The sequence below is a fragment of the Pseudomonas koreensis genome (genome assembly GCF_025447595.1).
Lineage (GTDB): Bacteria > Pseudomonadota > Gammaproteobacteria > Pseudomonadales > Pseudomonadaceae > Aquipseudomonas > Aquipseudomonas koreensis_H.
This window is the reverse complement of the sequence record NZ_JAOEJU010000001.1, coordinates 59231-82409: the sequence shown is the minus strand read 5'-3', so window position 1 is coordinate 82409 and position 23179 is coordinate 59231. Positions and strand designations below refer to the sequence as shown.

22 protein-coding genes and 1 pseudogene are annotated in these 23179 nt (G+C 59.8%); 10 read left to right on the top strand and 13 right to left on the bottom strand.

Annotated elements, in window-relative coordinates:
* From N8H71_RS00305 to solA, 5 genes are all read right to left on the bottom strand, one after another.
* The gene (locus tag N8H71_RS00305; RefSeq protein WP_262192254.1) at positions 1-456 is read right to left on the bottom strand and encodes a hypothetical protein; all 456 of its coding nucleotides are present in this window, start codon (positions 454-456) and stop codon (positions 1-3) included.
* Positions 440-1273, bottom strand: a complete 834-nt coding sequence (locus N8H71_RS00300; RefSeq protein ID WP_262192253.1) for a suppressor of fused domain protein — start codon at positions 1271-1273, stop codon at positions 440-442. The genes N8H71_RS00305 and N8H71_RS00300 overlap by 17 nt, the downstream gene beginning before the upstream one ends.
* Before the next feature lie 86 nt (positions 1274-1359).
* Positions 1360-1884: a hypothetical protein gene (locus N8H71_RS00295; protein WP_262192252.1), complete on the bottom strand. Its 525-nt coding sequence runs from the start codon at positions 1882-1884 to the stop codon at positions 1360-1362.
* A 103-nt stretch (positions 1885-1987) separates the two neighbouring features.
* Positions 1988-2224 (bottom strand): hypothetical protein, encoded by a 237-nt coding sequence (locus tag N8H71_RS00290; protein ID WP_262192251.1) that lies wholly within the window; start codon positions 2222-2224, stop codon positions 1988-1990.
* Positions 2221-3396, bottom strand: coding sequence for an N-methyl-L-tryptophan oxidase (gene solA / locus N8H71_RS00285; RefSeq protein WP_262192250.1), 1176 nt, complete (start codon positions 3394-3396; stop codon positions 2221-2223). Before solA ends, N8H71_RS00290 begins: the two co-directional genes overlap by 4 nt.
* Before the next feature lie 193 nt (positions 3397-3589).
* Between solA and N8H71_RS00280 the strand changes: the two genes are divergently transcribed.
* Positions 3590-4921 carry an amidohydrolase gene (locus N8H71_RS00280; protein ID WP_262192249.1) on the top strand — a complete coding sequence of 444 codons (1332 nt, stop codon included), beginning with the start codon at positions 3590-3592 and terminating at the stop codon, positions 4919-4921.
* A gap of 69 nt (positions 4922-4990) precedes the next feature.
* On the opposite strand, the gene N8H71_RS00275 is transcribed toward N8H71_RS00280, so the two are convergent.
* The 3 genes from N8H71_RS00275 to N8H71_RS00265 all read right to left on the bottom strand — a co-directional run bounded on the left by N8H71_RS00275 (position 4991) and on the right by N8H71_RS00265 (position 6587).
* On the bottom strand, positions 4991-5242 hold the full coding sequence (locus N8H71_RS00275; protein WP_262192248.1) for a pyocin S6 family toxin immunity protein: 252 nt from the start codon (positions 5240-5242) through the stop codon (positions 4991-4993).
* A 40-nt stretch (positions 5243-5282) separates the two neighbouring features.
* Positions 5283-5591, bottom strand: a complete 309-nt coding sequence (locus N8H71_RS00270) for a colicin E3-like toxin immunity protein (protein WP_431768295.1) — start codon at positions 5589-5591, stop codon at positions 5283-5285.
* A gap of 72 nt (positions 5592-5663) precedes the next feature.
* Positions 5664-6587 carry a LysR family transcriptional regulator gene (locus N8H71_RS00265; protein ID WP_262192247.1) on the bottom strand — a complete coding sequence of 308 codons (924 nt, stop codon included), beginning with the start codon at positions 6585-6587 and terminating at the stop codon, positions 5664-5666.
* Positions 6588-6692: 105 nt separating this feature from the next.
* Here N8H71_RS00265 and N8H71_RS00260 point away from each other — a divergent pair, with 105 nt between their 5' ends.
* The 4 genes and pseudogenes from N8H71_RS00260 to N8H71_RS00245 all read left to right on the top strand — a co-directional run bounded on the left by N8H71_RS00260 (position 6693) and on the right by N8H71_RS00245 (position 9946).
* Positions 6693-8660: an alkyl/aryl-sulfatase gene (locus N8H71_RS00260; protein WP_262192246.1), complete on the top strand. Its 1968-nt coding sequence runs from the start codon at positions 6693-6695 to the stop codon at positions 8658-8660.
* A gap of 152 nt (positions 8661-8812) precedes the next feature.
* Positions 8813-9010, top strand: a pseudogene (locus tag N8H71_RS00255) (DNA-binding response regulator); the annotation flags it as partial.
* Between the two features lie 251 nt (positions 9011-9261).
* Entirely contained in the window at positions 9262-9513 is a 252-nt protein-coding gene (locus N8H71_RS00250; RefSeq protein WP_262192245.1) for a transmembrane sensor/regulator PpyR, read from the top strand.
* Positions 9514-9586: 73 nt separating this feature from the next.
* Positions 9587-9946, top strand: coding sequence for a hypothetical protein (locus N8H71_RS00245; RefSeq protein WP_262192244.1), 360 nt, complete (start codon positions 9587-9589; stop codon positions 9944-9946).
* Positions 9947-10016: 70 nt separating this feature from the next.
* Here N8H71_RS00245 and N8H71_RS00240 read toward each other — a convergent pair whose 3' ends face one another.
* From N8H71_RS00240 to N8H71_RS00225, 4 genes are all read right to left on the bottom strand, one after another.
* Positions 10017-10667 carry a response regulator transcription factor gene (locus tag N8H71_RS00240; protein WP_262192243.1) on the bottom strand — a complete coding sequence of 217 codons (651 nt, stop codon included), beginning with the start codon at positions 10665-10667 and terminating at the stop codon, positions 10017-10019.
* A gap of 56 nt (positions 10668-10723) precedes the next feature.
* Positions 10724-11191, bottom strand: coding sequence for a lecithin retinol acyltransferase family protein (locus N8H71_RS00235; RefSeq protein WP_262192242.1), 468 nt, complete (start codon positions 11189-11191; stop codon positions 10724-10726).
* A 112-nt stretch (positions 11192-11303) separates the two neighbouring features.
* Positions 11304-16775, bottom strand: coding sequence for a trifunctional serine/threonine-protein kinase/ATP-binding protein/sensor histidine kinase (locus tag N8H71_RS00230; RefSeq protein ID WP_262192923.1), 5472 nt, complete (start codon positions 16773-16775; stop codon positions 11304-11306).
* A gap of 170 nt (positions 16776-16945) precedes the next feature.
* Positions 16946-17881: a LysR family transcriptional regulator gene (locus tag N8H71_RS00225; RefSeq protein ID WP_262192921.1), complete on the bottom strand. Its 936-nt coding sequence runs from the start codon at positions 17879-17881 to the stop codon at positions 16946-16948.
* Positions 17882-18129: 248 nt separating this feature from the next.
* On the opposite strand from N8H71_RS00225, the gene N8H71_RS00220 reads away from it, so the two are divergent.
* The 5 genes from N8H71_RS00220 (at position 18130) to N8H71_RS00200 (ending at position 22191) form a co-directional block, all read left to right on the top strand.
* Positions 18130-18519, top strand: a complete 390-nt coding sequence (locus N8H71_RS00220) for a response regulator transcription factor (protein WP_262192241.1) — start codon at positions 18130-18132, stop codon at positions 18517-18519.
* A 133-nt stretch (positions 18520-18652) separates the two neighbouring features.
* Positions 18653-19702 (top strand): NAD(P)-dependent alcohol dehydrogenase, encoded by a 1050-nt coding sequence (locus N8H71_RS00215; RefSeq protein WP_262192240.1) that lies wholly within the window; start codon positions 18653-18655, stop codon positions 19700-19702.
* A 237-nt stretch (positions 19703-19939) separates the two neighbouring features.
* Positions 19940-20455 carry a GNAT family N-acetyltransferase gene (locus N8H71_RS00210; protein ID WP_262192239.1) on the top strand — a complete coding sequence of 172 codons (516 nt, stop codon included), beginning with the start codon at positions 19940-19942 and terminating at the stop codon, positions 20453-20455.
* A 37-nt stretch (positions 20456-20492) separates the two neighbouring features.
* Positions 20493-21533, top strand: coding sequence for a GSCFA domain-containing protein (locus tag N8H71_RS00205; RefSeq protein WP_262192238.1), 1041 nt, complete (start codon positions 20493-20495; stop codon positions 21531-21533).
* Positions 21502-22191: a hypothetical protein gene (locus N8H71_RS00200; RefSeq protein WP_262192237.1), complete on the top strand. Its 690-nt coding sequence runs from the start codon at positions 21502-21504 to the stop codon at positions 22189-22191. The genes N8H71_RS00205 and N8H71_RS00200 overlap by 32 nt, the downstream gene beginning before the upstream one ends.
* Positions 22192-22298: 107 nt before the next feature.
* Here the strand turns inward: N8H71_RS00200 and N8H71_RS00190 are convergent, their stop codons facing one another.
* Positions 22299-23168 (bottom strand): TauD/TfdA dioxygenase family protein, encoded by an 870-nt coding sequence (locus N8H71_RS00190; RefSeq protein ID WP_262192236.1) that lies wholly within the window; start codon positions 23166-23168, stop codon positions 22299-22301.
* Positions 23169-23179: the final 11 nt, after the last annotated feature.

Here is a 23179-nt window from a genome sequence, read left to right as displayed (position 1 = left end):
TTAAAAGGCGGACAAGTCTTTGGCGAAAATCTCGATTTGGGCAGGCGTGACCAGCAAGGAACCATTTATCTGCCAATCGCAGTCGTCATCTGAAGTAGAGCCCAAGTAGACACGCAGAAAAACGAAACCCGGAAAGGACGGATACAGGCAGGCAGAGAAAGCCAGATCTTCGGTTTCGGCACGCCAGTCTTGCGAAACGTCTTCAATTGGCGCTATCGAGGCGAAGAACGCGCCCAATCGATGCCGGTCATCCGAAGCAGAGATACTTTCCGACGTGATTTCTGCATGCAGGTCAGTACCCGTGAGTCGAACCCGGATACAGTCAGCCCGGCCACTTGGGCACGGCATGATGGTCAGGGTCAGCCCATCTTGTTGCCTTAATTCTGCTTGCATTGCTGCACCGTCATCATGAATGAAATTGACTGAGAACCCTGCGGCGTCAAACAACGCTTTCACGTTGCAAACTGCTCACATGCCCGACACCCGCAGCCTTCAATCGGCTCACCAGGTCATCGCGTGCTGCCCGCCCGCCAGCACGAATGTACTCAAGCTCCGCCGCGGTGATCAGTACCACCGGGACCAATCTCACCGGGGATAACGGCATGTCATCCAGTCGGGTCGGGAAGTCCGGTTCCGGGGCGCCCAGCAGGACGCCGGTCGAGTCGTCTTCGGTCACGAAGCGTTTAGGGAATTGATCGCACATGTGATTCGAGAGGCTGAACCCGGGAATTTCAATGGACATCGCACCGTACTTGTCGAGTCCGCGAGTGCAGCCTCCAGCGTCCGCAACCGTTTTGGCAACGTGTTCCACCAGCTCGAATGCCCAGCTGCGCTGGAAAGGATCGACGTCACCCACCGAGCCACGGGCGTGTTCGGGTATATCGGCGGTTTCTAAGAACAACTCCATCTCGAAACCATTGCCCGTCTCTTCCGCGTCATCGAACGGATCTGACATACCTTCCGTGGCGATGATGATTGTGTCGTTACGGCGAACTACCCGGTAGGCCTGACGGGTCGATGGCCAGTAAGGGCCGCCGGAAAAACTCGGACTGATCATGTAGGCAAGGACATCGCGCTCGACTGTGCCGACAGATGCCCAATGACGATCCAGACACGCTGCGCTGGCCTCTCGGGCAGCCATATTTGCCGCTTCAGCCTCGGTCATGCTGTCGTAGATATCCGGTTCCTGGACTTCAATGGGTTGCGGTGTGGGCTGGGCGTCTTCGGTTTTAGGACGTTTCAATGAAACGAGAAGCTTCTTGAAGAAATTCATGTGCTTTCCTTGCGGGGTTTCGGGTCGCTCTCCATGAAGGGCGCGAATCTGTTTTCATTAAATGGATCTGTTATTGAACAAAATGCTCATTCCAGCGAGGTCACCAAACAGGTTTCGATGCCCTCCAGACTCTTGGGCCATTCGTTAATCAGAACGACTGCATCGTCACCTTGATTCAGGTAGATCAGGTAGTCACCTGTCTCGAAGGCAGCTTGAAAGCCGACAAGCCAAACCTCTCCTCCCGGCACTTTATCGACAACACCTTGAACCGCTGTAATGATTTTGCCTTCGAGGAAGAGCGCTGACCTGTTGCGAAGCAGATTTTCCCTACGCCATGAGCAGAAACTCGCGGCATCAAGTGCGAAGGATGTGAGTGGTTCCAGATCGGACTCATCAGCTCCCACACTTTCCCCATCGCTCAGCAGGTACATCGCAACTTTCTGATGTTCGCCACACCGCCAGAGCAACGACCCTACGTCAGACAGGCATTTTTCCTCGTTGAAGTAATATTGGTCATGCAATAACTCAGCAAGTCGCTGCCCCTGCAGCAGCTGCGCATTTCTCAAGTCATTCGCCATCCTCTCTCGGGAGGCGGTATAGCGGTTAAGCACTGGGCAGTTCCCTGTTTATTCGCAATCCAGGCTCCCGGAATAGCCTGATATCCGCCCTCTTCATGACGTCCGGAGGGCGTGTTCGATACCTTTGATTGGCGGATCATTCCCACCCCAATTCTCTGTAGGACATCTTGTCCTGTTCGGGAAAGTCCGTCACATACTCACCCCATTGCATGTGCGCATAGTATTTTGTCATCGCTTCAAAATAACTTTCTGCCTCGACCTCCCACACCAGTGTCGCTCCCGGATCCATTAGTGCACGTGCACCGTCTCCACGAGGACCGGCCGGACAAAAAGACTGACAGCCATCGGATTCCAGCCAAAGTTCATGATTCATTGAGATTGGCACTCCCGCTCAAACCGCCCCACCGAAAACAAAGAAAGATCCAGCTCACTCTCCCCCCGCAAACACCACTGCGCAAACGCCTCCCCCAGCGCCGCCGAGTGTTTGAACCCACGCCCGGAGCACGCCGACACCACCAACGTGTGCTGCAACCGTGGATGCTCATCAATGATGAAGTGCCGATCCGGCGTAACGGTGTAGGCGCACACCGCTGACTTCACCACGCGATCCGTCAGCCCGGCAATCCGCCCACGCACCTGCTGCTCGTACATCTCGCGTTCTTCCTCGGCCGAGACTGTGCGATCCAGAGTCTCGGGCGTGGATGTGGTGTGATACTGCGCCGTAGCGACCTTCAAACTGCCCTCCCCCGGCAACGCGGGAAAGCCGTAGAAATCGTCGTCCTGGCCGTGAGTGAAGATGAACGTGGGTGAGTGGCCGACCAGTTCCGCGTCAGGCTCGGTTTCGAACCAGAACAGTTTTTGCCGATAGACGCTGAGCAGCCTGTCGAACGGCGCGCCGAGCAAGCCGCCCGCCCAGTTGCCAGCGGTGACCACCAGTTTGTCCGCCCGCACGGTGCGCTGGTCGGTGGTGACGGTGACGCCCTGTTCGTCTGAGCTGATGTGGGTCACGGTCTCGCCCGTGTACAGCGTGGCGCCGTGTTGTTCCGCCAGTCTGAGTTGCACGTCGATGCAGCGTTCGGGCCTTACGAAACCGCCTTCGGGTTCGAAGTAGCCAATGGCGTCGTCACGCACTTGGGCAAACTGCGGAAAGCGCTGGCGGATCTGGGCAGCGTCGAGGACTTCGTGTTCGATGCCGTAGGTCTGCGCCAGGGCGATGGTGCGCAGGGTGAAGTCGGTTTCGTCGGTGGGATCGAAGTCGGGGTTGGAGGTCAGCACCAGCAGGCCGGTCTGTTCGAACAGGACCTCGCCTGACAGCGCTTCCAGTTCGCGCCAGATGCGGTGGGAGTTGCGCACGATGGGCACATATTGCGCGCCCTCGCCCACGGACAGCCGGGTGATGCGGGTGTCGCAATGGCTGGAGCCGAATGTGTGCGGCGGATGGTGGCGGTCGATGCCGACCACGTTGACCCCGGCCTTCGCCAGTTGATACACCGTGGCCGCGCCCATGGCGCCGAGGCCGATGACCAGTGCTTCGCATCGTTCCATGATTGATTTCCGCTCAGGCAAAAGAGCCACAGTGAAGCGGATCAGGCGATGGAAAACAATCCGCTGAAAGCCGCGCTCAGGCAAAAACGCGAAAAACCAAAAGCCGTGCGATTACCGGCCAGACTCGTTTGTCGCGTCTTGCATCGCGGCATACCCTCTGACGCCAATAAAAACCATAAGAGAGAGTCCCGCCTTGATCCGTTTCTGCAAAACCACACTCTGCCTCGCCGTTCTGTCCTCGTTCGTTACTACTGCCAGCCATGCCGCCGATGCGCCCTGGGTCGATAGCGCGGTGAGCGCGGTCAATCAGGAAGTCGTCGATCTGCGCCACACGATTCATCAGCATCCAGAGCTGGGCAATCTTGAGTTCAAGACTGCCGCGCTGGTGGCCGAGCGGCTGAAGGCGTCGAACATTGAAGTGCGCACCGGGGTCGGCAAGACGGGTGTTGTGGGGGTGCTGAAAGGTGGATTGCCGGGGCCGGTGGTGGCGTTGCGCGCCGACATGGATGCACTGCCGGTCAAGGAGATGACGAACCTGCCGTTCGCCAGCCAGGCCACCAGCACGCGGCTCGGCAAAAGCGTGCCGGTGATGCACGCCTGCGGGCACGACACCCACACCGCCATGCTGCTGGGCGCCGCGAAGGTGCTGGCCGAGCATCGCGATCAAGTGCGCGGGACGGTGGTGTTTCTGTTTCAGCCGGCTGAAGAAGGTGCGGCTGATGTCGATGAGTTCCAGACCGACACTCTGATTGGCGCGCAAGCGATGATCCGCGATGGCGCGCTCGATTCGCCCAAGGTCGAAGCGGTGTTCGGGGTGCATGTGATGGCGGGTTATCCGACCGGGCATCTGTTCTACAAGTCCGGAACCGTGCTCAACAGCAGCGACTCGTTTCGCATCACGGTCAAGGGCCAGCAGACTCACGGCTCCGCGCCCTGGAGCGGTGTCGATCCGATTGTCGCCAGCCAAGGCATCATCAGCGGGTTGCAGACGCTGGTTAGTCGGCGCGTCGACCTGACCCAGGGCATGGGCGTGATCAGCGTCGGTACGATCAACGGCGGCTCGGCGGCCAACATCATTCCCGAGACCGTGGAAATGACCGGGACCATTCGCACCAACAACGCCGACATCCGCGACACGATCCTGAAAAAGATGCCGCCGCTGGTAAACAGCATCGCCAGCGCCTACGAGACCCAGGCCAATCTGCTTCTGGTGAACAATGCGCCCGTGACCACCAACGATCCGGCCCTGACCGAAGCCATGATCCCGGCCCTCGAGCTGGCAGCACCGGGCAAGGTCGAGCGCCTGCCCGCCTCCCTATCGCCGAGCGAAGATTTCTCCTACTACGCGCGCAAGGTGCCGGGGTTGTTCGTGTTCCTCGGCGCAACACCGGAAGGTCAGGACATGAGCAAGGCGCCGAACAACCACAGCCCCTACTTCACCGCCGATGACGCGACACTGGCCACCGGGGTGAAGGCGCATGTGCAGTTTGTGCTCAATTATCCGGGGCGGGGTCAGCGGGGCTGATTGGCTTATGTGAAAAGGGGGCGGATGTATTTTCGTAAATACATCCGCCCCACTTGGCTGTCCGCAGTTTCAGTACTTCGCACAGGCACCCATGAAATACTCCAGACCGCTCTGGAAGCTGACATTCAGCAGGGCTCCCAGTGCCGCCACCTGTTCCTCGCTCAGCAACAACTCACCTGGCTCCAGTTCGTTCAGGGGCTTGGATTCAATGAGCTGTGCAACTTTCTCATTCATTTCGCTACCGTCGATATCCAGCTCGAACTGCAGCGTGTCGTCTTGGACGTCATCCGGGTAAAAGCCGGTTATTGAAAGAAAGAGCATGGTTTGACCCTTTTACTGTCAATCAGGTTGTCTGTCAGCACTAGCTGTAATCAAACGAAATTTGATAGTCGTTGGTACTCAGAGCGATCCGATGTTGAAAGTACGGCTGAATAGTCGCGACCCACTTTTCGACGACGTTGAAGCTGCCATTATTGATGTTGCCCTCTACTGGAATGCCTAAGGCATTCAATACTGATTCATCATCCCCCAGATCTTTTGACGACTCCTCGTCCTGGAATTCCAGGGTTGCTGTGTCGTACCACTCCAGTCTCAGTTCCAATCCCATCTCGTCCTCACAGAAATCTTTTTTGATGCTTCCTTCTTTGCGACTAATTGTCCTTTCGTTCATGCATCGGCAGCCCCTCAAAAGAGGCTGCACGACGTTAACGAAGCAGGAAAATCGTGGCTGTAGGACGTATCTCTAAAGACGTGGGGATTGTTCGACGTGAACGGATTGCATCTCGGCAACGACCGCCTCAATTACACACAAAGCCGTCGGCGACAAGCTCCTGCCCTGCAGACTCACCACACCAATTTCAGAATGAAATCCCGGCCTGTCGACAACATGAAGCTCGATCAAACGCCCCACCCGAATATCTTCAGCTACGGCGCCATGGATGACGCCGAGGATGGTGTCAGTTGATCCGGCCACGGTTTTGAGCAAGGCGACGTCGTCGCACTCCAGCACGATGGGCAGCGCCTGGCGGGTGGAGATGCCGAGGGTTCGGGCGGTTTCAAGCTTCACCACTTCCGGCAGGCGCGTCGTGGCGATGCCGTAGCCTTCCAGTTCGCCCATCTGCACTTTACGCCCGGCCAGTGGGTGCTCCGGACGTACGAAGAAGCCTGCCGAGACCTGGCCCAGCGAACGGATCAGCAGGTCGGAGTCCGCGGTGAAGTTACGGATATCGGCAACAAAGAATTCGATCGCTTCAGCGCGCAGTCGCGCTTCGAGAATCTGCCAGTTGTTCACTTCCACGCGCAGGGTGACCGCCGGGTGATCCAGACGCAGTCGCGGCACTACTTGATGCATCAACATGGCCGCCGGGAACGGGCCGACGCCAAAAGCGAGGCTGCCCAGTTGGCGATCACTGTAGAGCGCCATGTCCCGCTCCAGCGACCGGGCATCGAACAGCAGCCGCCGCGCTCGCTTGATCAGAAACTCTCCCGCCGGCGTCGGGCGGACGTCGCCGGTGTCGCGATCGAACAGGCGCTGCCCGGTTTCGCTCTCCAGCGCCTGAATGCTGCGGCTCAGGGCCGGCTGGCTGAGGTGAACGCGTTCAGCCGCGCGGCCGAAATGGCGTTCATCGGCCAGCGCGAGAAGGTGTGAAAGTCGTTTGAGGTCCATTCGCCCGATGCTAGCGACGCATTATCCGGATGTAAACAATGCATTGGATACATCGCTGCCCTACCCCTAGGCTGGAGCGCATTCGACCCTCGGAGAACAACAAGAATGAAACCGACCCTCTACACGATCATCGCCCTGACGCTGGTGTCACTCGGCGGCTGCGACAACAAGCCCGGCGTCGCAGCCGGCGACGCCACGCCCGCCACGGCAGCGGTTATCCAGGCGTCGATCAAGGGCCTGGACCTCAGCGACAACCGCGACATGGAAGATGCCCAGCGCGGTTTCATCGCCCGCCCCACCGGCAAGATCCTCGGCGCTGACGGCAATGTCCTGATCGATTTCGATGCGTACCGCTTCGTCGAAGGCCAGGCGCCGGCCACCGTCAACCCGAGCCTGTGGCGGCACGCGATGCTCAACGCGCAGATCGGTCTGTTCAAGGTCCGCGACGGGATTTACCAGTTGCGCGGTTTCGACATCGCCAACATGACGCTGATCGACGGGCAGACCGGCTGGATCGTGGTCGACCCGCTGACCTCCCGGGAATCCGCCGCCGCAGCGCTGGCCTTCGCCCGCGAGCATCTGGGCAACAAACCCGTCACCGCGATCATTTTCACCCACGACCATGCCGACCATTTCGGCGGTGTGCTGGGCATCACCTCGAGCAGTGAAGTGGCTCAGCGCAACATTCCCATCGTCGCGCCTGCGGGGTTCATGGAGGAAGCCACCAGCGAAAACATTCTCGCAGGCCCGGCGATGGCACGGCGGTCGATGTATCAGTTCGGCAAGAATCTGACGCCGGGCGTCACCGGCATTGTCGACACCGGGTTGGGCAAAAATGTCGCCTACGGCAGCATGGGCATCCTGCCGCCGACGCAGATCATCGACCAGCCGATCCAGCCGCTGGAACTCGACGGCGTCAGCTTCGTGTTCCACAACATGCCCGGCGCGGAAGCCCCGGCCGAGCTGACCTTTTCGATCCCGGCGCTCAAGGCGTACGGCGGCGCCGAGTTGCTGGCGCAGACCATGCACAACCTGCTGCCGATCCGTGGCGCCAAGGTGCGCGACGCGCTGCGCTGGTCCGACTACACGCAAATCGCCCTGGATGAGCTGGGCGACACCGAGGTCTATTTCGGTCAGCACAACTGGCCGATCTGGGGCAACGAGCGGATCCGCGAATTCATCACCAAGCACCGCGACGTCTACAAATACCTGCACGACCAGACCGTGCGCCTGATGAACGCCGGCTACACCCCCAACGAGATTGCCGACAAGATCCAGCTACCGGATTCGCTGGCCTCGTACTTCGGCACCCGTGGCTATTACGGCGACCTGCGCCACAACGTCAAAGCGATCTACCAGATGTACCTGGGCGCCTACGATGGCAACCCCGCGCACTTGAATCCTCTGGTGCCCAAGGAATCCGCCAAGCGCTACGTCGAATTGATGGGAGGCAACGCCAAGGTGCTCGAAGCCGCCCGCGTGGCCTATGACAAGGGCGAATACCGCTGGGTCGCCGAGCTGCTGGATCAGGCCGTGCTGGCCAAACCGGACGACACGGCCGCCAAGGAACTGCTGGCCCGCGCGTATGAACAAATGGGCTATCAGGCGGAATCGGCAACCTGGCGCAACAGCTACCTGACGGCGGCCATGGAGCTGCGCAACGGCCCGCCGGCCAAGGGCGTCAAACGCTCCGATCTGATCGAACTGATGAAACAGACGCCCACCGAACGCTTCCTCGAAGCCATGGCCGCGAGCCTCGACGGGCCGGCGGCGGATGGCAAGAGCTGGACGTTCAATCTGGTGCTGACCGATACCAATGAATCGTTCGTGCTGTGGATCGAGAACGCCGTGCTGCACTACCGAAAAGGCCCGACGGCGACGAATGCCAACGCAACCCTGACCGTCACCAAGGACCTGTTCGTCCAGCTGCTGGGCGGTACCGCCGGCCTGAAAGAAACGCTTACCTCCGATGATCTGAAGGTGGATGGCAGCAAGGTCGATCTCGTGAGGTTTCTGGGGCTGCTGGAAAAGGCGCCGGGGAATTTTGCGATTGTTGCTCGAGAAGGCAACTGACGCTCAGCGGCCATCGACCATTGCATCCGCCGGTCGATGGCCGCTGGACAGATACCAAGAAAAATCCAATGAAAACCGAAGGTTAAGGCAAGGTTTTCGACTGTATTTTCCAGCATCCTGCGCCATTCGATCGCCGCAAAGCCATCCCGCGTATGGAAGTAGAAGTCCCACAGGCCCGTCATCCTGAACCTATCGTTTTCATCATTGATGATGACGCCCCTCTGCGCGAGGCCCTTGGAAGCCTGTTGCGCTCCTTCGGCCTGCAAGTCGCACTGTTCGGCTCGGTCGCCGACTTCATGAGCTACCAGCGACCTGACCTGCCCAGGTGCCTGGTATTCGATGTGAGACTGCTGGCATCAGCGGACTGAGAATAACGATAACGTTAATGTTCGGCGCACTTTGATGCTCGTTTATATACGTTGGTATGACTTCTCAATACTTAGGCAGGGGAAAACCAAACTTATGCAACATGGTTAATCCCCACTGCCAAAATTAAAATCACTTCATCAACGCAACGGTCGGCGACGTCAATTGACTTCGCGGGTTCCGTGCGCCCCGACATTTAACCCGCCCAATCAAAAGCCAGGGATGGATGACCAGGATGTATGAATTTTTTGAAGACCCGCGCCGCGTACTCAAGCTATCCCACGTATTGCTGACTGGCGGTCTGGCTATGCTGATCGCGGGCATATTCCTGGCTTATTTCTTCGACGCGTTCCTGACCTTGCCCGCACTGGTGTGCGCTCACGGGATGACGATCCTCGGCCCGACCGCGATCAAGCTGGGTTACGTCATGCGTCTCCTTGCCCATAACCGAATGCGTCATGACCAGGTAGCGCAGGAGCATGCCTGACCCATGGAAAACCCTTCTTGTTGCAACCCGGAAGTTCATTAACGAAACATCAACACGACTCAGGATGATCACGATGAAAGCTATTGAATGGGTATTGCCTGTCGCCATCATTTCAGCAACCTGGATGGTGACCACTCATACATTCGGAGCCAGTTGCCTGCCCGATTTACCGGTCGCCAACAGGCAGGAAATCAATACTCCGGATACCGAACCGTCATCGGTAGAACAGCACCGGGCGAGAAAAGCGCCTACACAGATTGCCGAAGGTGGGGCGGATCGTTTGATGGATCGCCGCGTCGCCGAGGGTGGCTCTGATCGGCTGATCGAACGTCGAGTTGCCGAGGGTGGTTCTGATCGGCTGATCGAACGCCGCGTCGCGAGCAATCAATACGATGCCGCGATGAGCATGCGAATGCATTTTTCCATGGACTGACCTCTGGCCAGGGTTCGCGGTAGCGGACAGACATTCATGCCGCTATCGCGAACAACACCACCCCGTCACGCTAGTGCTCATGCCCTACCCCAAGGGCTTCTGCCATCCGCACCAGGTCGGCAAACGACCTGGCGTGCATTTTTTTCATCGCATGGGCGCGGTGGATCTTGACCGTGATCTCGCTGAGGTTGATCTGCCCGGCAATCTGCTTGTTCATCAGGCCTTTGACAGCCAGGGCCATGACCTCTTTTTCCCGAGCGGTCAGCGACTGATAGTCCGCCAGCAGATCCGCCCGCTGGCGCTCGACTTCCCGGCGTTTGAGATCGGTTTTCAACGCACCGGATACGGCGTCCAGCAGATCCTGCTCTCTGAATGGCTTGGCGAGAAAGTCCACGGCACCGGCCTTCATCGCCCGGACCGACATCTCGATGTCGCCGTGCCCGGTGATGAAAATCACGGGAATGCTGGAATTCGATTCGACCAGTTGTCGTTGAAAGTCCAGACCGCTATTGCCCTGCAACCGCACATCCAGCACCAGGCAGCTGGCGCCCTGCGACTTGGGCTTTTGCAGGTATTGCGCAGTGGACTCGAACGTCTCTACATGAATGCCTGCCGATCGAAGGAGATTACTCAAGGCATCGCGGATGGAAGCATCGTCATCCACCACGTACACAACAGAGTCATTCCCGACCGGGCCGCTGGATGAAAGGATGCCGCTCATGTGCGGTTCTCATGGAAAAAAATGGGTAGCGAAAAGTGTAGCAGCCCCTTCAGGAATCAGAGGTCACAGCGCCAGGCTGTAACGTTCGACTCCAGTGCTGTGATGAAGGCCAAAAGAGCGCGAGGGCAACGCAGCCAGGCGTAGAGCTGGGCGCTGTAACTTTCGCCCCGGATGCACCAACTGCAAAAATGTTCGCAGTTGTTGGAGAAAATCCTGTATCGGTCTTCCCCTATCCTCGACCGCGCACGTGCGGCAATTTCAGTGCTGGAATACTTGCTCTGCTCTTCGTACATCCACACCGGTTTGCCATGGGCGAAGTGTTGAAGATCCGTCACTTCGATCGGGCCGGAGCGCAATGAACTGCTGAACCCCGCGTAGTGCGCGACCTTGCCACCGCCCAGATAGATGCCGTGATGCAAATAGAATCGACGTGGTCCCACCAGGTGCGCACCAACGGGCAATGACGCGGCGGCCTGATCCAGATCGACTGGTTTCAACACAAGTCCAGTGCCGTAACTGTTCATCACATATCCTCCACAACCCTTGAACCAACTGTATCGCCGGGGTTGTGGAGTTTCATTTGTACATGGGATTGGTTTGTGTGACGCCTGAATATAACCTCGCTAACCTTAAGTATTAGGCCACGCGCCCGGGGAGCGTGAAGCGCACGCAAGCACCACGAACCGGGTTCGGCTCCGCCCACAGACGCCCGCCATGGGCTTGAATGATCGAGCGACAGATGGACAGCCCCATCCCCAGCCCGGTGGCCTTGGTGGTGTAGAACGACGCGAATATCAGATCGGTGCCGCCCGAGGCAAACCCCGGTCCCGAATCAACCACACTCACGAGCACGACGTCCCCATCATCCAGCATCGTGCTGATCTGCAGGTGCCTCTCGCCTTCGCCCACGCCACTCATGGCTTCGAGCGCGTTCATGATCAGATTGAGCAACACTTGCTGCAGCTCGACCCGGTCACCCTCGATGGCGGGTAAACCTTCGGCGAACTGCGTCTGTATCGAGGCACCGCTTTTGAAGATCTGGCCCTGGGTGAACTCGATCATTTCACCGATCGCTGCATTGATGTCCAGCGGCGCTTTTTGCGGCGGCGCCTTGCGAATGTGCTGCCGGATGCGTCCCAGCACATCCGCCGCCCGGTTGGCATCCTTGATCAGCGAATCGAGCACCTGTCGCACCTCGTCGAGCGCCGGCGGCTGAGCATTGAGCCAGCGCGCCGCCGCATTGGCGTTGAGAATGGCGGCGGCAATCGGCTGATTGACCTCATGGGCAATCGAAGCCACCAACTGCCCCATGGTCGCGACACGGTTGGCGTGGGCCAGCTCTGTTTGCACTTCGAGATAACGGCGCTCGCTGTCACGGATTTTTTCTTCGGCCTGTTTGCGCTCGGTCAGGTCCAGCACGAAGGCAACCCCTTCCCGGCTGCTGGCTTCGAACATGGCCAGGCCGACGATGACTGGCAAAAGACTGCCGTCCTTCTTGATATAAGCCTTTTCATAGGGACGGGCATAGCCGGTCTGCACTGCCTGTTCCAGTGACCGCTCGCTGATGTCCATGAACTGCGGCGGCGTCAGGTCACGCCAGCGCAAGCGCTGTGAAGCAAGGTCTTCCCGCTCATAGCCGAGCATGCGCAAAAAGGCATCGTTGGCCTCAAGAATGTCACCCTCGCTGGTCCAGAACAGAATGCCGATGATGTTGGCGTCCACGAGGCGCCGGATCTTCGATTCACGCTCCGCGACTTCACGATACAAACGCGCATTTTCCAGGGAAATGGCTGCCTGCGACGTGACCAGTTTCAAAACGGCAATCCTGTCCGGGCTGAACACCCGGGCCGCCAGGTTGTTCTCCAGATAAAGCGCGCCGAGCAGCTTGGCCTGATTCATCAAGGGCAGACAGAGAATCGAGCGGCAGCGGTGCTGACGAATATAGGGGTCGGCGGCAAATGACGCCTCGGCCTGCGCATCATCGAGACACACGCTTTCGCGAGTGCGCAACACCGGGTAGAGCACCGACTCTGGAAGCAAAGCCGGATTCACGGACGGACCGTTCAACCGGGTCAGGTGACCGCCAGTGGTCACCTGCGCAGCAATCCGGTGGTCGATGCCATCCGACAGAATCAGCACACCTCGTTCCGCACCCGCCTGCTCGATGGCTGTGTGCATGACCGTGTCGATCAGCTTTTCCAGGACGATTTCACCGGACAGCGCCTGCGACACCTTGAGTACGGTGGCCAGATCAAGGTGCTCCACGGGAGTCGCCATCGTTGTGGTTGGACCGAATGATCGCTCTTCAGTCCTGAGTGCTGGATACCTGGCCTCCAATTGCCGCACCTTGCCATTGGCCCCCCAACGCAAATAGCCGTAGCGGGCATCCTGCAGGTACACACGGGCAATTTTCCTGAAACCCCGTGTTTCGTAGAACGCCGACGCCAGTTCGTTCGCCAGTGCTTCGATATGCACGAAGCCGCGTTCCTGCGCCGACTGAATGGCCTCCTCGTATTGCGCTTCGGCGTCAAGCACACGCCCATCGATGCGGGCGATTTCTGCCCCGACCAGTGCAGCCCGACTGGCAAAATTTTCCGGACATTGCTGCGCCCAGATTTTCAGCTGCCGATGATCCGCCACCATCACGCTCAAGTGCTGCGCCGCGTCCTCGGCGGGATGCTGATCGCACCATGCAGCTCGGGCCAGTGCATCGTAGAAGCAATACTCGGCCTCCTCGTAGAACAGATACGAAGTCCAGAGCAACGCCTTCGCCCTCTCGGCAGCCAGCAAGGCCGCCACGGGATCACCGGCCATGTAGTGCGCCTGCAACTTGCGCACCCGATACCAACACTCGGCCAGTGCCAGGTCCGGATTAGCCGCCAGATGCGCCTCAGTTGCTTGCTCGCTGAACTGCCCGTCGTCAAAGCAGCCAAAGGTTGTCGTCGCGCCGCGCAACATGCGGATCGCCGCGAGTTGGGTGTCAATGAAGTCTTCCACCAATCCGAAGCGCACTTTTTTCGCATACGCCAGGCCGCGCTCGGCCTCGCTCTGAGTCTGCGACAAAGGCTCACCGGCAAACAACGCATCAGAGGTGAGGCTGTTGCCGGCATAAGCGCCATAGGGCAGATCACCAATCCGGTTCGCCGCGGCAAATGACCGCCGCAGCAGGTCGCGACATTGCTCCACGGGTTGCATCCAGCGAACGGCAAAATTTGAAAAACACAGAAACGTGCTGGCTTCAAATCGGTTCAGACCGCGCCGGTCGATCAGATCACAACCGAGCTGACCAAAGCGGAATCCAGCCTGATAATCGCCAAAGCGTCGTCCGGCCACGCGGAAAGCGTTGGCGTAATGCACGCAGGATGCATCGCAGTTACCATGTTCAAGACTGAGGCTGATCGCCTTGCAAATCGACAGACAGGCCAGGTTCGCATCGGTCTGCAAGGCCGGCGGAAACAATTTGCTCAACGCGTTGACGGTCATCAGGGACGCCGCATCGTCCATCAACGGCAGATCGATGAGATCCTCTATTTGCCGCTCGCCCAGGATCGACCAGATCTGGTCGTACTCGTGGCGAACCTGAACGTCATCCGGATGCGCCGCCCACTCGATGCCCACGTGCCGCAGATAGTCGAGGCAGACGTTCACCGCACCATCGCTGCGATCCATGAGCAAATAGACGTCCATTTGCAGACACACGACGTTGGCGCGCTCGATGGTGCTGGTGGCGCGCTTCGACAGCGCTGCCAGCCGCTCGTCCGCTGCAGACAACTGCCCGGTCAGCAGCTCGCATTCGGCCCGGTTCAAGGCCAGCGCGAACATCAGCTCATGCCGACCAGCCCAACACTCCTCGTTCAAGAGTTGCTCGCCCGTCGCCAGATAGTTGAGTGCCGACGCATAGGCCGTCGACGCTTTGGCGCGCTGACCGGCCATCAGGTTATATTCGGCCAGTTGCACACGCTCGGACTGTTCGACGATCAGCCCGGCGCCGCGGTTGAGCTGGCCGACGATCTCGAAAATGGCTTCCTCCATGCCCTGAGCCGGTGTCTGCGCCGCGAGCAGTCGGCCGATCCGCAAGTGCGCCTGGGCGCGATCCTCCTTCGGAATCAAGGAATAAGCGGCCTCATGAATGCGGTCGTGAACGAAGCGATACGCGTCCTCCAGGCGCTCGACCAGCTCCTGTCGAATGGCTTCCCACAGCGCCGCGCGCAGTTGGCCCTTGGCAACCCCGAGCACGGTGGAGAGCGCCTTGATGCCCGCGACGTTCCCCAGACAGGCCAGTTGTTGCAACGCTTGCTGTGTCTCCAGCGGCAAACGATTCAGTTTGCCGACCATCAGATCGACGATGTTGTCGGTGTAGCCCTTGGCGTGGATTCGCTCCGCGCTCCAGTGCCACTGCCGGGCATCATGATCGAAGGTCAGCAACTGTTCTTCGCCCAGCGATTGCAAGAACTGGATCACGAAAAACGGATTGCCCGCCGTCTTGTCCAGCACCAGTTGTGCCAGCGGCTCGATGCGCGAGTCATCGTCACGTAGCGCGTCGGCGACCAGTTGCTCGATATGAGCCTTTGCCAGTGGCGTCAACGTGATCTCTTCGATTCGCCCCCCCGCGTTGCGAATGGCCTGGAGCTTGCCCGCGAGCGGGTGTGTCGCATCGACTTCGTTGCTGCGGTAGGCGCCCACCAGCATCAGATGGCGCACATCCGAACTGGTCAGCAGATCTTCCAGCAAGTCGAGGGTGGCGGCGTCGAGCCATTGCAGGTCGTCGAGAAACAACGCAAGCGGATGTTCCTCTCGGGCAAACACCCCGATGAAACGCCGGAACATCAAAAGAAACCGGTGTTGCGCCTGCTGCGGATCAAGGGCCGGAACCGGTGGCGGCTCGCCGATGATGAGCTTCAGTTCGGGGATCAGGTCGGTCATCAGCCGCGCATTGGCGCCGAGCGCTTCAACCAGTGCCTCACGCCAGTGCGACAGTTCGCTGTCGGTCTTGCCCAACAGCGCGCGCACCTGGCTTTGAAAGGCTTGCACCAGCGTAGAGTACGGAACGTCACGCCGGTACTGATCGAACTTGCCCGACGCAAAAAGCCCACGCGGCGGAACCAGCACTTTGTGCAGTTCGTTGACCACAGAGGATTTGCCTATCCCGGAATAACCGGTGACCAGCACCAGTTCCGGCGTGCTGCTTTTGATGATTCGGTCGAAGGCAGCGACCAGCGTCTCGACCTCGCGCTCGCGGCCGTAAAGCTTCTCGGGGATCATCAAACGGTCACTGGTGCCGTGCTCGCCGAGCGCGAAGGCCCCGATCAGTCCAGAATCCTGCCACTCACTCAGGCATCGACGCAGATCATGCTCGACCGCCGCAGCTGTCTGGTAACGATCCTCGGCGGTTTTGGCGAGCAGCTTCATGACCATTTCGGAAAGCACAGCGGGTACGGTTCCAACTCGTTCCCGAGGCGTTTGCGGTTGTTTGGCGATGTGGCAATGCACCCATTCGATAGGGTCGGACGCCTTGAACGGTAGCGAGCCGGTGAGCATTTCGTAGAGCGTGACGCCAAAGGAATAGAGGTCGCTGCGCGAATCGATCGAACGATTCATCTTGCCCGTCTGTTCGGGTGCCATGTAAGCAAGCGTGCCGGCGATCGTCTCGGGTGCCTGGCGCTCACGCGGCAGACGCGAAGCCAGCCCAAACCCGGTGAGCCGGGCCTGATCGTCAGAGCAGTCCACGAGAATGTGACTGGGCTTGATGTCTTTATGCACCAGCCCGCGCTGATGGAGCTTGCCGAGCACCACCGCGATGTTGATCGCAAGGCGCAGGAAGGTTCCCGTTTCCATTGGTGCGACCAGCAGTTGCACCAGCGGCGTACCGCCCGGGTCTTCGAGTAAAAGCTGCATCTGCCCGTCTTCGCGCAGCAGGTCGAGCGGTTGCACCGCCCAACTGCCATCCAGTTCGTCCTTCAGGCCGAACTCGTGCGCAAGACGTCCAAGACACGCTGGCGATGGCTGTTGCGCCGCTGGACGAGCAATCAGGACACTGCACTCGCGCCCCGAATACAGACGGTGCTCCCGACAGAAATCCCTTTCACCGTCATCCCATGAAATCTGCAGGTTGTTATTCATCGGCGGGACACTGTCTGGTTTTTTTTGTAGTCCTCACGGTGGCGTGAGGCCGTTATTGAGTGCAACCGCTCTGTAGATTAGCCCTCCTTGGCAATTACGTGGTTGAAGTTCGGACAGAAGACAATCGGCAACAGCGCCCCCAGCGCACACCAGTGGCATCAAGCTACGGCCAAAGCGGCAGATGGCTCTGATTGCCGCCCCAGATAACGGCAGAAACAGGCACGCAGCCAGCTCTCACGCGGGTCGTTGTGGTTCGCGCCGCGCCAGGCCATGGACAAGTCCGGTGCAGGCAATTGCACCGGGGCTTCCTCGGCCCGCATGCCTTCGCGCAGCGTCATGGCCTGCGCGACGTAATCCGGCACGATGCAAACCATGTCACTGCCGACCAGCAACGCCGGCAATGCGCTGAATTGCGGAACCGCCAGCACCACCTTGCGTTGTCGCCCGACCAGCCCCAGAGCGTGGTCGGCATCGTCGATGACATTGCCCATCGAAGAGACCACCACATGCGGCCGACTGCAGAAATCATCCAGCGTCAGCGGGCCGGGCAACGTATCGGCACGCAGGAGCACGGGATGCATCGGGCGCAGGCTCTTGCAATGGGCGTGGGCCGGCAGGGTTTGCGCCGGGCTGATGCCCACGGAGATCTCGCCGCTGGCCAGACGCTCCGGTAATTGCCGCTGATCCACCCTGCGCACCACCAGTGTGATGTTGGGGGCTTCGTCCCGAAGGTGGCGCATAAGGCGTGGAAGCAGTGCGTACTCCACATCGTCGGAGAGTCCGACATGAAACGTCCCTTCACAGGTACGCGGATCGAACGCCTGGGTGCTGCTCAAGGCGACGGCAATTCCGTCCAGTGCCGGTGCCAGCCGTGCATGAATTTCCTCTGCTCGCGCCGTCGGCTCCATGGTGCGGCCCGTGCGGATGAACAGCGGATCATTGAACAGCGAACGCAGTCGCCCGAGGGCACAACTCACCGTGGTCTGTCCCAGAAACAGGCTCTCACCGGCCCGGGTGACGTTGCGTTCACGCATCATGGTTTCAAAAACCACCAGCAGATTGATGTCGGCATGTCGTAGATCATGTCTGTTCATCATGTTCGTCGCCCAGGCGCCAGGCCGTTGAGTGAGTGGATATCGAACTTCGACGTCAGAATATGCATTCAGGTGGCGAACGTCAGTTGTACTTCGGTACAACAGGGGTATCCCTTGGTTTTATCCGTCCATGCCATGGGATGAGGCCCACACTTAAGGCTTAGCGGGCTATACATTGGTATAACTGGTCGACCCGACGGGACCGCGTATCTTGTAAAAACAATGGGCTCTGTCCCGGAGCAGACTTAATGACCCAAGATGCCAAGCGCAGAGATGCCACAGTGATTGCCGTGGTCGATGACGACAACGCTTTCCGGGGAGCAGTGGAAACCTTGCTGCGTTCCAGTGGATATACGGCACGCACTTTTTGCAGTGCCCGGGAGTTCCTCGACGCGTATGTTCCCGCCGAGTTTCAATGCCTGATTTCCGATATCCAGATGCCCGGAATGAGCGGTCTGGAGATGCATGAACGACTCACGTCCATGGGCGCCCGCCTTCCCGTGATCTTTATCACCGGCCATTCTGGAGAAGCATCAGCGCTGGGTGCAGACCAGCGGGTGGTCGACGTGCTGTCCAAACCCTGCGATGCCGACAAGCTGCTCGACTGCATCAAGCTCGCCCTCTTGCACCAGCCTTGATAGATCCCCTTCATCCGTTTTTTCCCTGCCGACGTCCCACAGGATCAGGCAAGTAATCGATAGAAATGCGCTAACGCGTCACCAGAGCAGAACGGGAAGATGAGGCTTCGACAACCCCATCAAGGACTCTCCCATGCTTGTACGAGCCTACGGTGCCCACGCGGGCGACAAACCCCTTGAACCGATGCAGATCAATCGCCGCGCGCCGGCGGCCCATGATGTGCAGATCGATATCGCCTTCTGCGGCATCTGCCACTCCGACCTGCACCAGGTGCGCGCCGAATGGGCCGGTACCCAATTCCCATGCGTGCCCGGGCACGAGATTGTCGGCCGCGTTTCGGCGGTCGGCGCCCACGTATCCGACTATAAGGTCGGCGATCTGGTGGGTGTCGGCTGCATCGTCGACAGCTGCAAACACTGCGACGACTGCGAAACCGGTCTGGAAAACTACTGCGACGGCATGATCGGCACCTACAACTTCCCGACGCCGGACGCACCCGGCTGGACCCTCGGCGGCTACTCGCAAAACATCGTGGTGCACGAGCGTTACGTGTTGCGTATCCGCCACCCTGAAGCGCAACTGGCCGCCGTCGCGCCGCTGCTGTGTGCGGGCATCACCACCTACTCGCCGCTGCGCCAGTGGAGCGCCGGGCCGGGCAAAAAAGTCGGTGTGGTCGGCATCGGTGGCCTGGGCCACATGGGTATCAAACTGGCCCATGCGATGGGCGCGCATGTCGTGGCGTTCACCACCTCCGAGTCCAAGCGCGAAGCCGCCAAGGCACTGGGCGCCGATGAGGTTGTGGTGTCGCGCAACGCCGAGGAAATGGCCGCGCACACCAAGAGCTTCGACTTCATCCTCAACACCGTCGCCGCACCTCACGATCTCGACGCGTTACTGGTGCTACTCAAGCGCGATGGCGCCCTGACGCTGGTGGGTGCACCCGCCTCGCCACATCCGTCGCCGAACGTGTTCAACCTGATCATGAAGCGCCGGACCATCGCCGGCTCGATGATCGGCGGCATTCCGGAGACTCAGGAGATGCTGGATTTCTGTGCCGAGCACGGCATCGTTTCAGACATAGAGCTGATTCGCGCAGACCAGATCAACGCTTCCTATGAAAGGATGCTGCAGGGCGAGGTGAAGTATCGGTTCGTGATCGATAACGCGACGCTGGCCGGCTGAAAGGGTTGTCTGGAGAAGTCAGTGCGCAGCACTTTGCGGCTCATGCAACACGCTGATTGAACGCTTTTTCATATACATCCCTCATGCATCGCAGAACTCCGGGTGAGTAAGGACACTCACCCACTCAGGAAGAGCAACCCTCGCCCCCTATGGCAATCGCCCGATACGGTCATTGATCTTTCCCCTCGCACCAAGTAAAAAACCCTCTCTCTTTTTCACCTTCGCAAGGAGCAGCGGATGCTCGAGCTCACCACGCAACGCCTGGACCTGCGCACGATGGTCGAATCCGACTGGCCGCTGTTCCTCAGGCTGCACTCCGAGCCGCAAACCATGCAGTACGTGTTCGGTGAAATCGCCGAGGAACAGGTGCGCAAAGGCTTCGAGCATCGGCTTCCGGCCTGGGGGCCGCAGTCGGATCACTGGTTGTGTCTGGTGGTGACCGACAGGGCCAGCGGGCAGGAACTAGGTGTGACCGGATTTCGCATCCTGTCGCCGGGGCATGCCGAGGTGGGTTGCCTGCTGTTGCCGGAACATCAAGGCAAAGGCTTTGGCACCGAGTCGCGGCAGGCGATCATCGACTATGCCGCCGCCATCAGCCTGGACTCGTTGGAGTCGACCGTGACCGACGGTAATATCGCGTCCTGCAAGGTGTTGGAGAAATGCGGTTTTGTATTCGAGCGCCGCGTGCCGCAGGCCTATCAGATTGGAGATCGATGGTTTGACGACCTGATCTACCGCTATCAAATCAGCTGAACCCGTTTTATCAGCGACCGCCAAGGAGGCCCTCGTCGTGAATCCTTATCAATGCCTGCCACCCCGCGCTTTCTGGCGCACCGCCGTGGCTGACAAGCCTGCGCTGAACATCGATCAACTGTGGTCGCCAAAATTCGAGATCGGCAACAAAGACGCCATCGTCACCGCCGGCTCGTGCTTCGCCCAGCACATCGGCCGCGCGCTGGTGGAACGCGGCATGAACTGGCTGGACGCGGAGCCGGCTCCGACCGAGTTGCCCGAAGCCGACTGGAAGGCCCACAACTATGGGGTGTTCTCGTTCCGCACCGGCAATCTGTACACCCCCGCGATGCTGTGCCAATGGCTCGAATGGGCACTGGGCGTGAGCCTGCCGCCCGACGAAACCTGGGCCCATGACGGGCGTTTCTTCGACCCGTTCCGCCCTGCCGTGGAGCCCGACGGTTTTGCCAGCGAGGACGCACTGTTGGCATCGCGCGAAGCCACTCTCGACGCCATTCGCACCGCCCTGCGCCGGGCCAAAGTGTTCGTATTTACCCTCGGCCTTACGGAAACCTGGCAGAACCGCCAGACCGGTCTGGTGTACCCCGTGTGCCCCGGCACCGTGCGGGGGACCTTCGATCCGCAGCTGCACCGCTTCTGCAATTTCGGCTTCATGGACACCTATGGCGACATGGTCCGGGCGCTGGAGTTGATGCGCTCGATCAACCCGCAACTGCGTATTCTGCTCACCGTGTCACCGGTGCCCCTGACGGCAACCGCCACGGGCGAGCATGTGCTGAGCGCCACCACCTATTCCAAATCGGTCCTGCGCGCCGTTGCCGGGCAGCTGTGTGAAGACCTGCACGACGTCGACTATTTCCCCTCCTACGAAATCATCACCGGCACACCGTTCAAGGGCGCGTTCTACCAACCCAACCAGCGCGAGGTCACGCCCGAAGGCGTGGCGTTCGTCATGCAGCAGTTTTTCGCCGGGCTCGACGCCGTTCAACCGGTTCAGACGCCGGTCAGCATGCCCTCCACCTGCGTGTCCAGCGAGGAGCTTGTCTGTGAAGACGCCGTGCTCGATTACTACGCCTAGGTTTCTGCTGCTGGGCGACTCCCACGCCGGGGTCATCGGCAAGGCGGCGCAGGCCCGTGAGTTGCCGTTCAGTGGCGGCCCGCTGGGCACCGGCCGGGATTTTGCGGTCGACTTTTTCAGCCTGACCCGCCATGACGTGGTGTTTCGGGAGGCCGAGATGGAGCGCCTGTATCGCCAGGCCCTTGAGCCGTTCAAAGTGCCGCAACTGGCGAAGGTCGGGGTGCCGCTGGTGAGTACCCTCGGCTTGAGCCTGCACTACCTCGCCACTGCGCCGAACTGGACGTGCTACCAGACGCCGGACGGCGAATTCGACGAAGGTTTTCTCGCAGGGCCGCTGTTCGAATCCATCGTCGACACCTTGTCCCGACCTGCGCTGGCGTTTTATGAACAGGCCCGGGCGATGAACCTCAAGGTGTTCGCCGTACTACCGCCGCAGCGGGTGCCGGAGTTGTCTGACTCGCGAGTGTTCATGGCCGCGCAGGCGCTGCTGATCGAGCGCCTGCAAGGGCTAGGCATCAAGCTGATCGACGTGCGCACAGCGGCGAACGATGAGCAGGGTTTTCAGCGTTCGTCGTACTGCGAAGTGGATGACCCGCTGCACGGGAATCTGGCGTTCGGCGAGTTGATTGTCGAGCAACTGCTCAAACTAGGAATTTAGACCCGGACCTGTGGGAGCGAGCTTGCTCGCGAATGCGTCGTGTCAGACAGTATCAATGTCGACTGACACACCGCTTTCGCGAGCAAGCTCGCTCCCACAGGGGGTCATCACGCCTTGGGCTGCGTCCCCAGAATCGTCACCCGCTCGCCATACCGCGAGTGCGGGAAATAATCCCAGACCGCGTGGTGCTGGGTGCAACGGTTGTCCCAGAACACCAACGTATTCGGCGCCCAGCGCACGCGGCAACTGAGGACCGGTTCGCGGGCCACCAGATCGAACAGCATGTTCAGCAGCACCTGGCTTTCACCGCCGGACAACTGGACGATGTGCGACGTAAACCCGGAATTGACGAACAGCGTTTTGCGCCCGGTTTCCGGGTGGCGAACCACCACCGGGTGTTCGGTTTTCGGCAGATTGGCCGGCGCCTCATAACCCCTCCACGGAATCGCACCATCGTGGATCGCGGTCAATTCGCCGAGAAAATGCTGCATCGTTGGCGACAGTATTTCCAGCGCCAGGTGCATGTTGGCGAACAACGTGTCGCCGCCGGTGCCGATGGCCGGGGTTTCCTTGACGTACAGCATCGAACCCATGGACGGCGCCAGGTCGGCGGTGCCGTCGGTGTGCCAGGTTTCGCCGGCCACGTAGCGTGATTGCGCATTGGCGCGGATCACCACCAGTTCCGGGTCATCGCCGTCGATGTCCTCCACCGGCAGCGCCCGCAGTTCACCGAACAGCCGCCCAAACGCTTTGTGCTCGTCCACCGTCAGATGTTGATCGCGGAACACCACCACGTGGTTCTCCAGAAAGGCCCGGCGGATTTCTGCGAGCTGCTCGTCGCTCAGCGGTTGCGAAAGATCGACCCCGCCGATCTCGGCGCCGATGATCGGCGTGATCCGCTCGACCGTGATGTGCTGATACGGCGCGCGCCGTTCTGCGGCGATGTGCTCGATTGCCTTGAGTGCCAACTGATCCATGTTCCCTCACC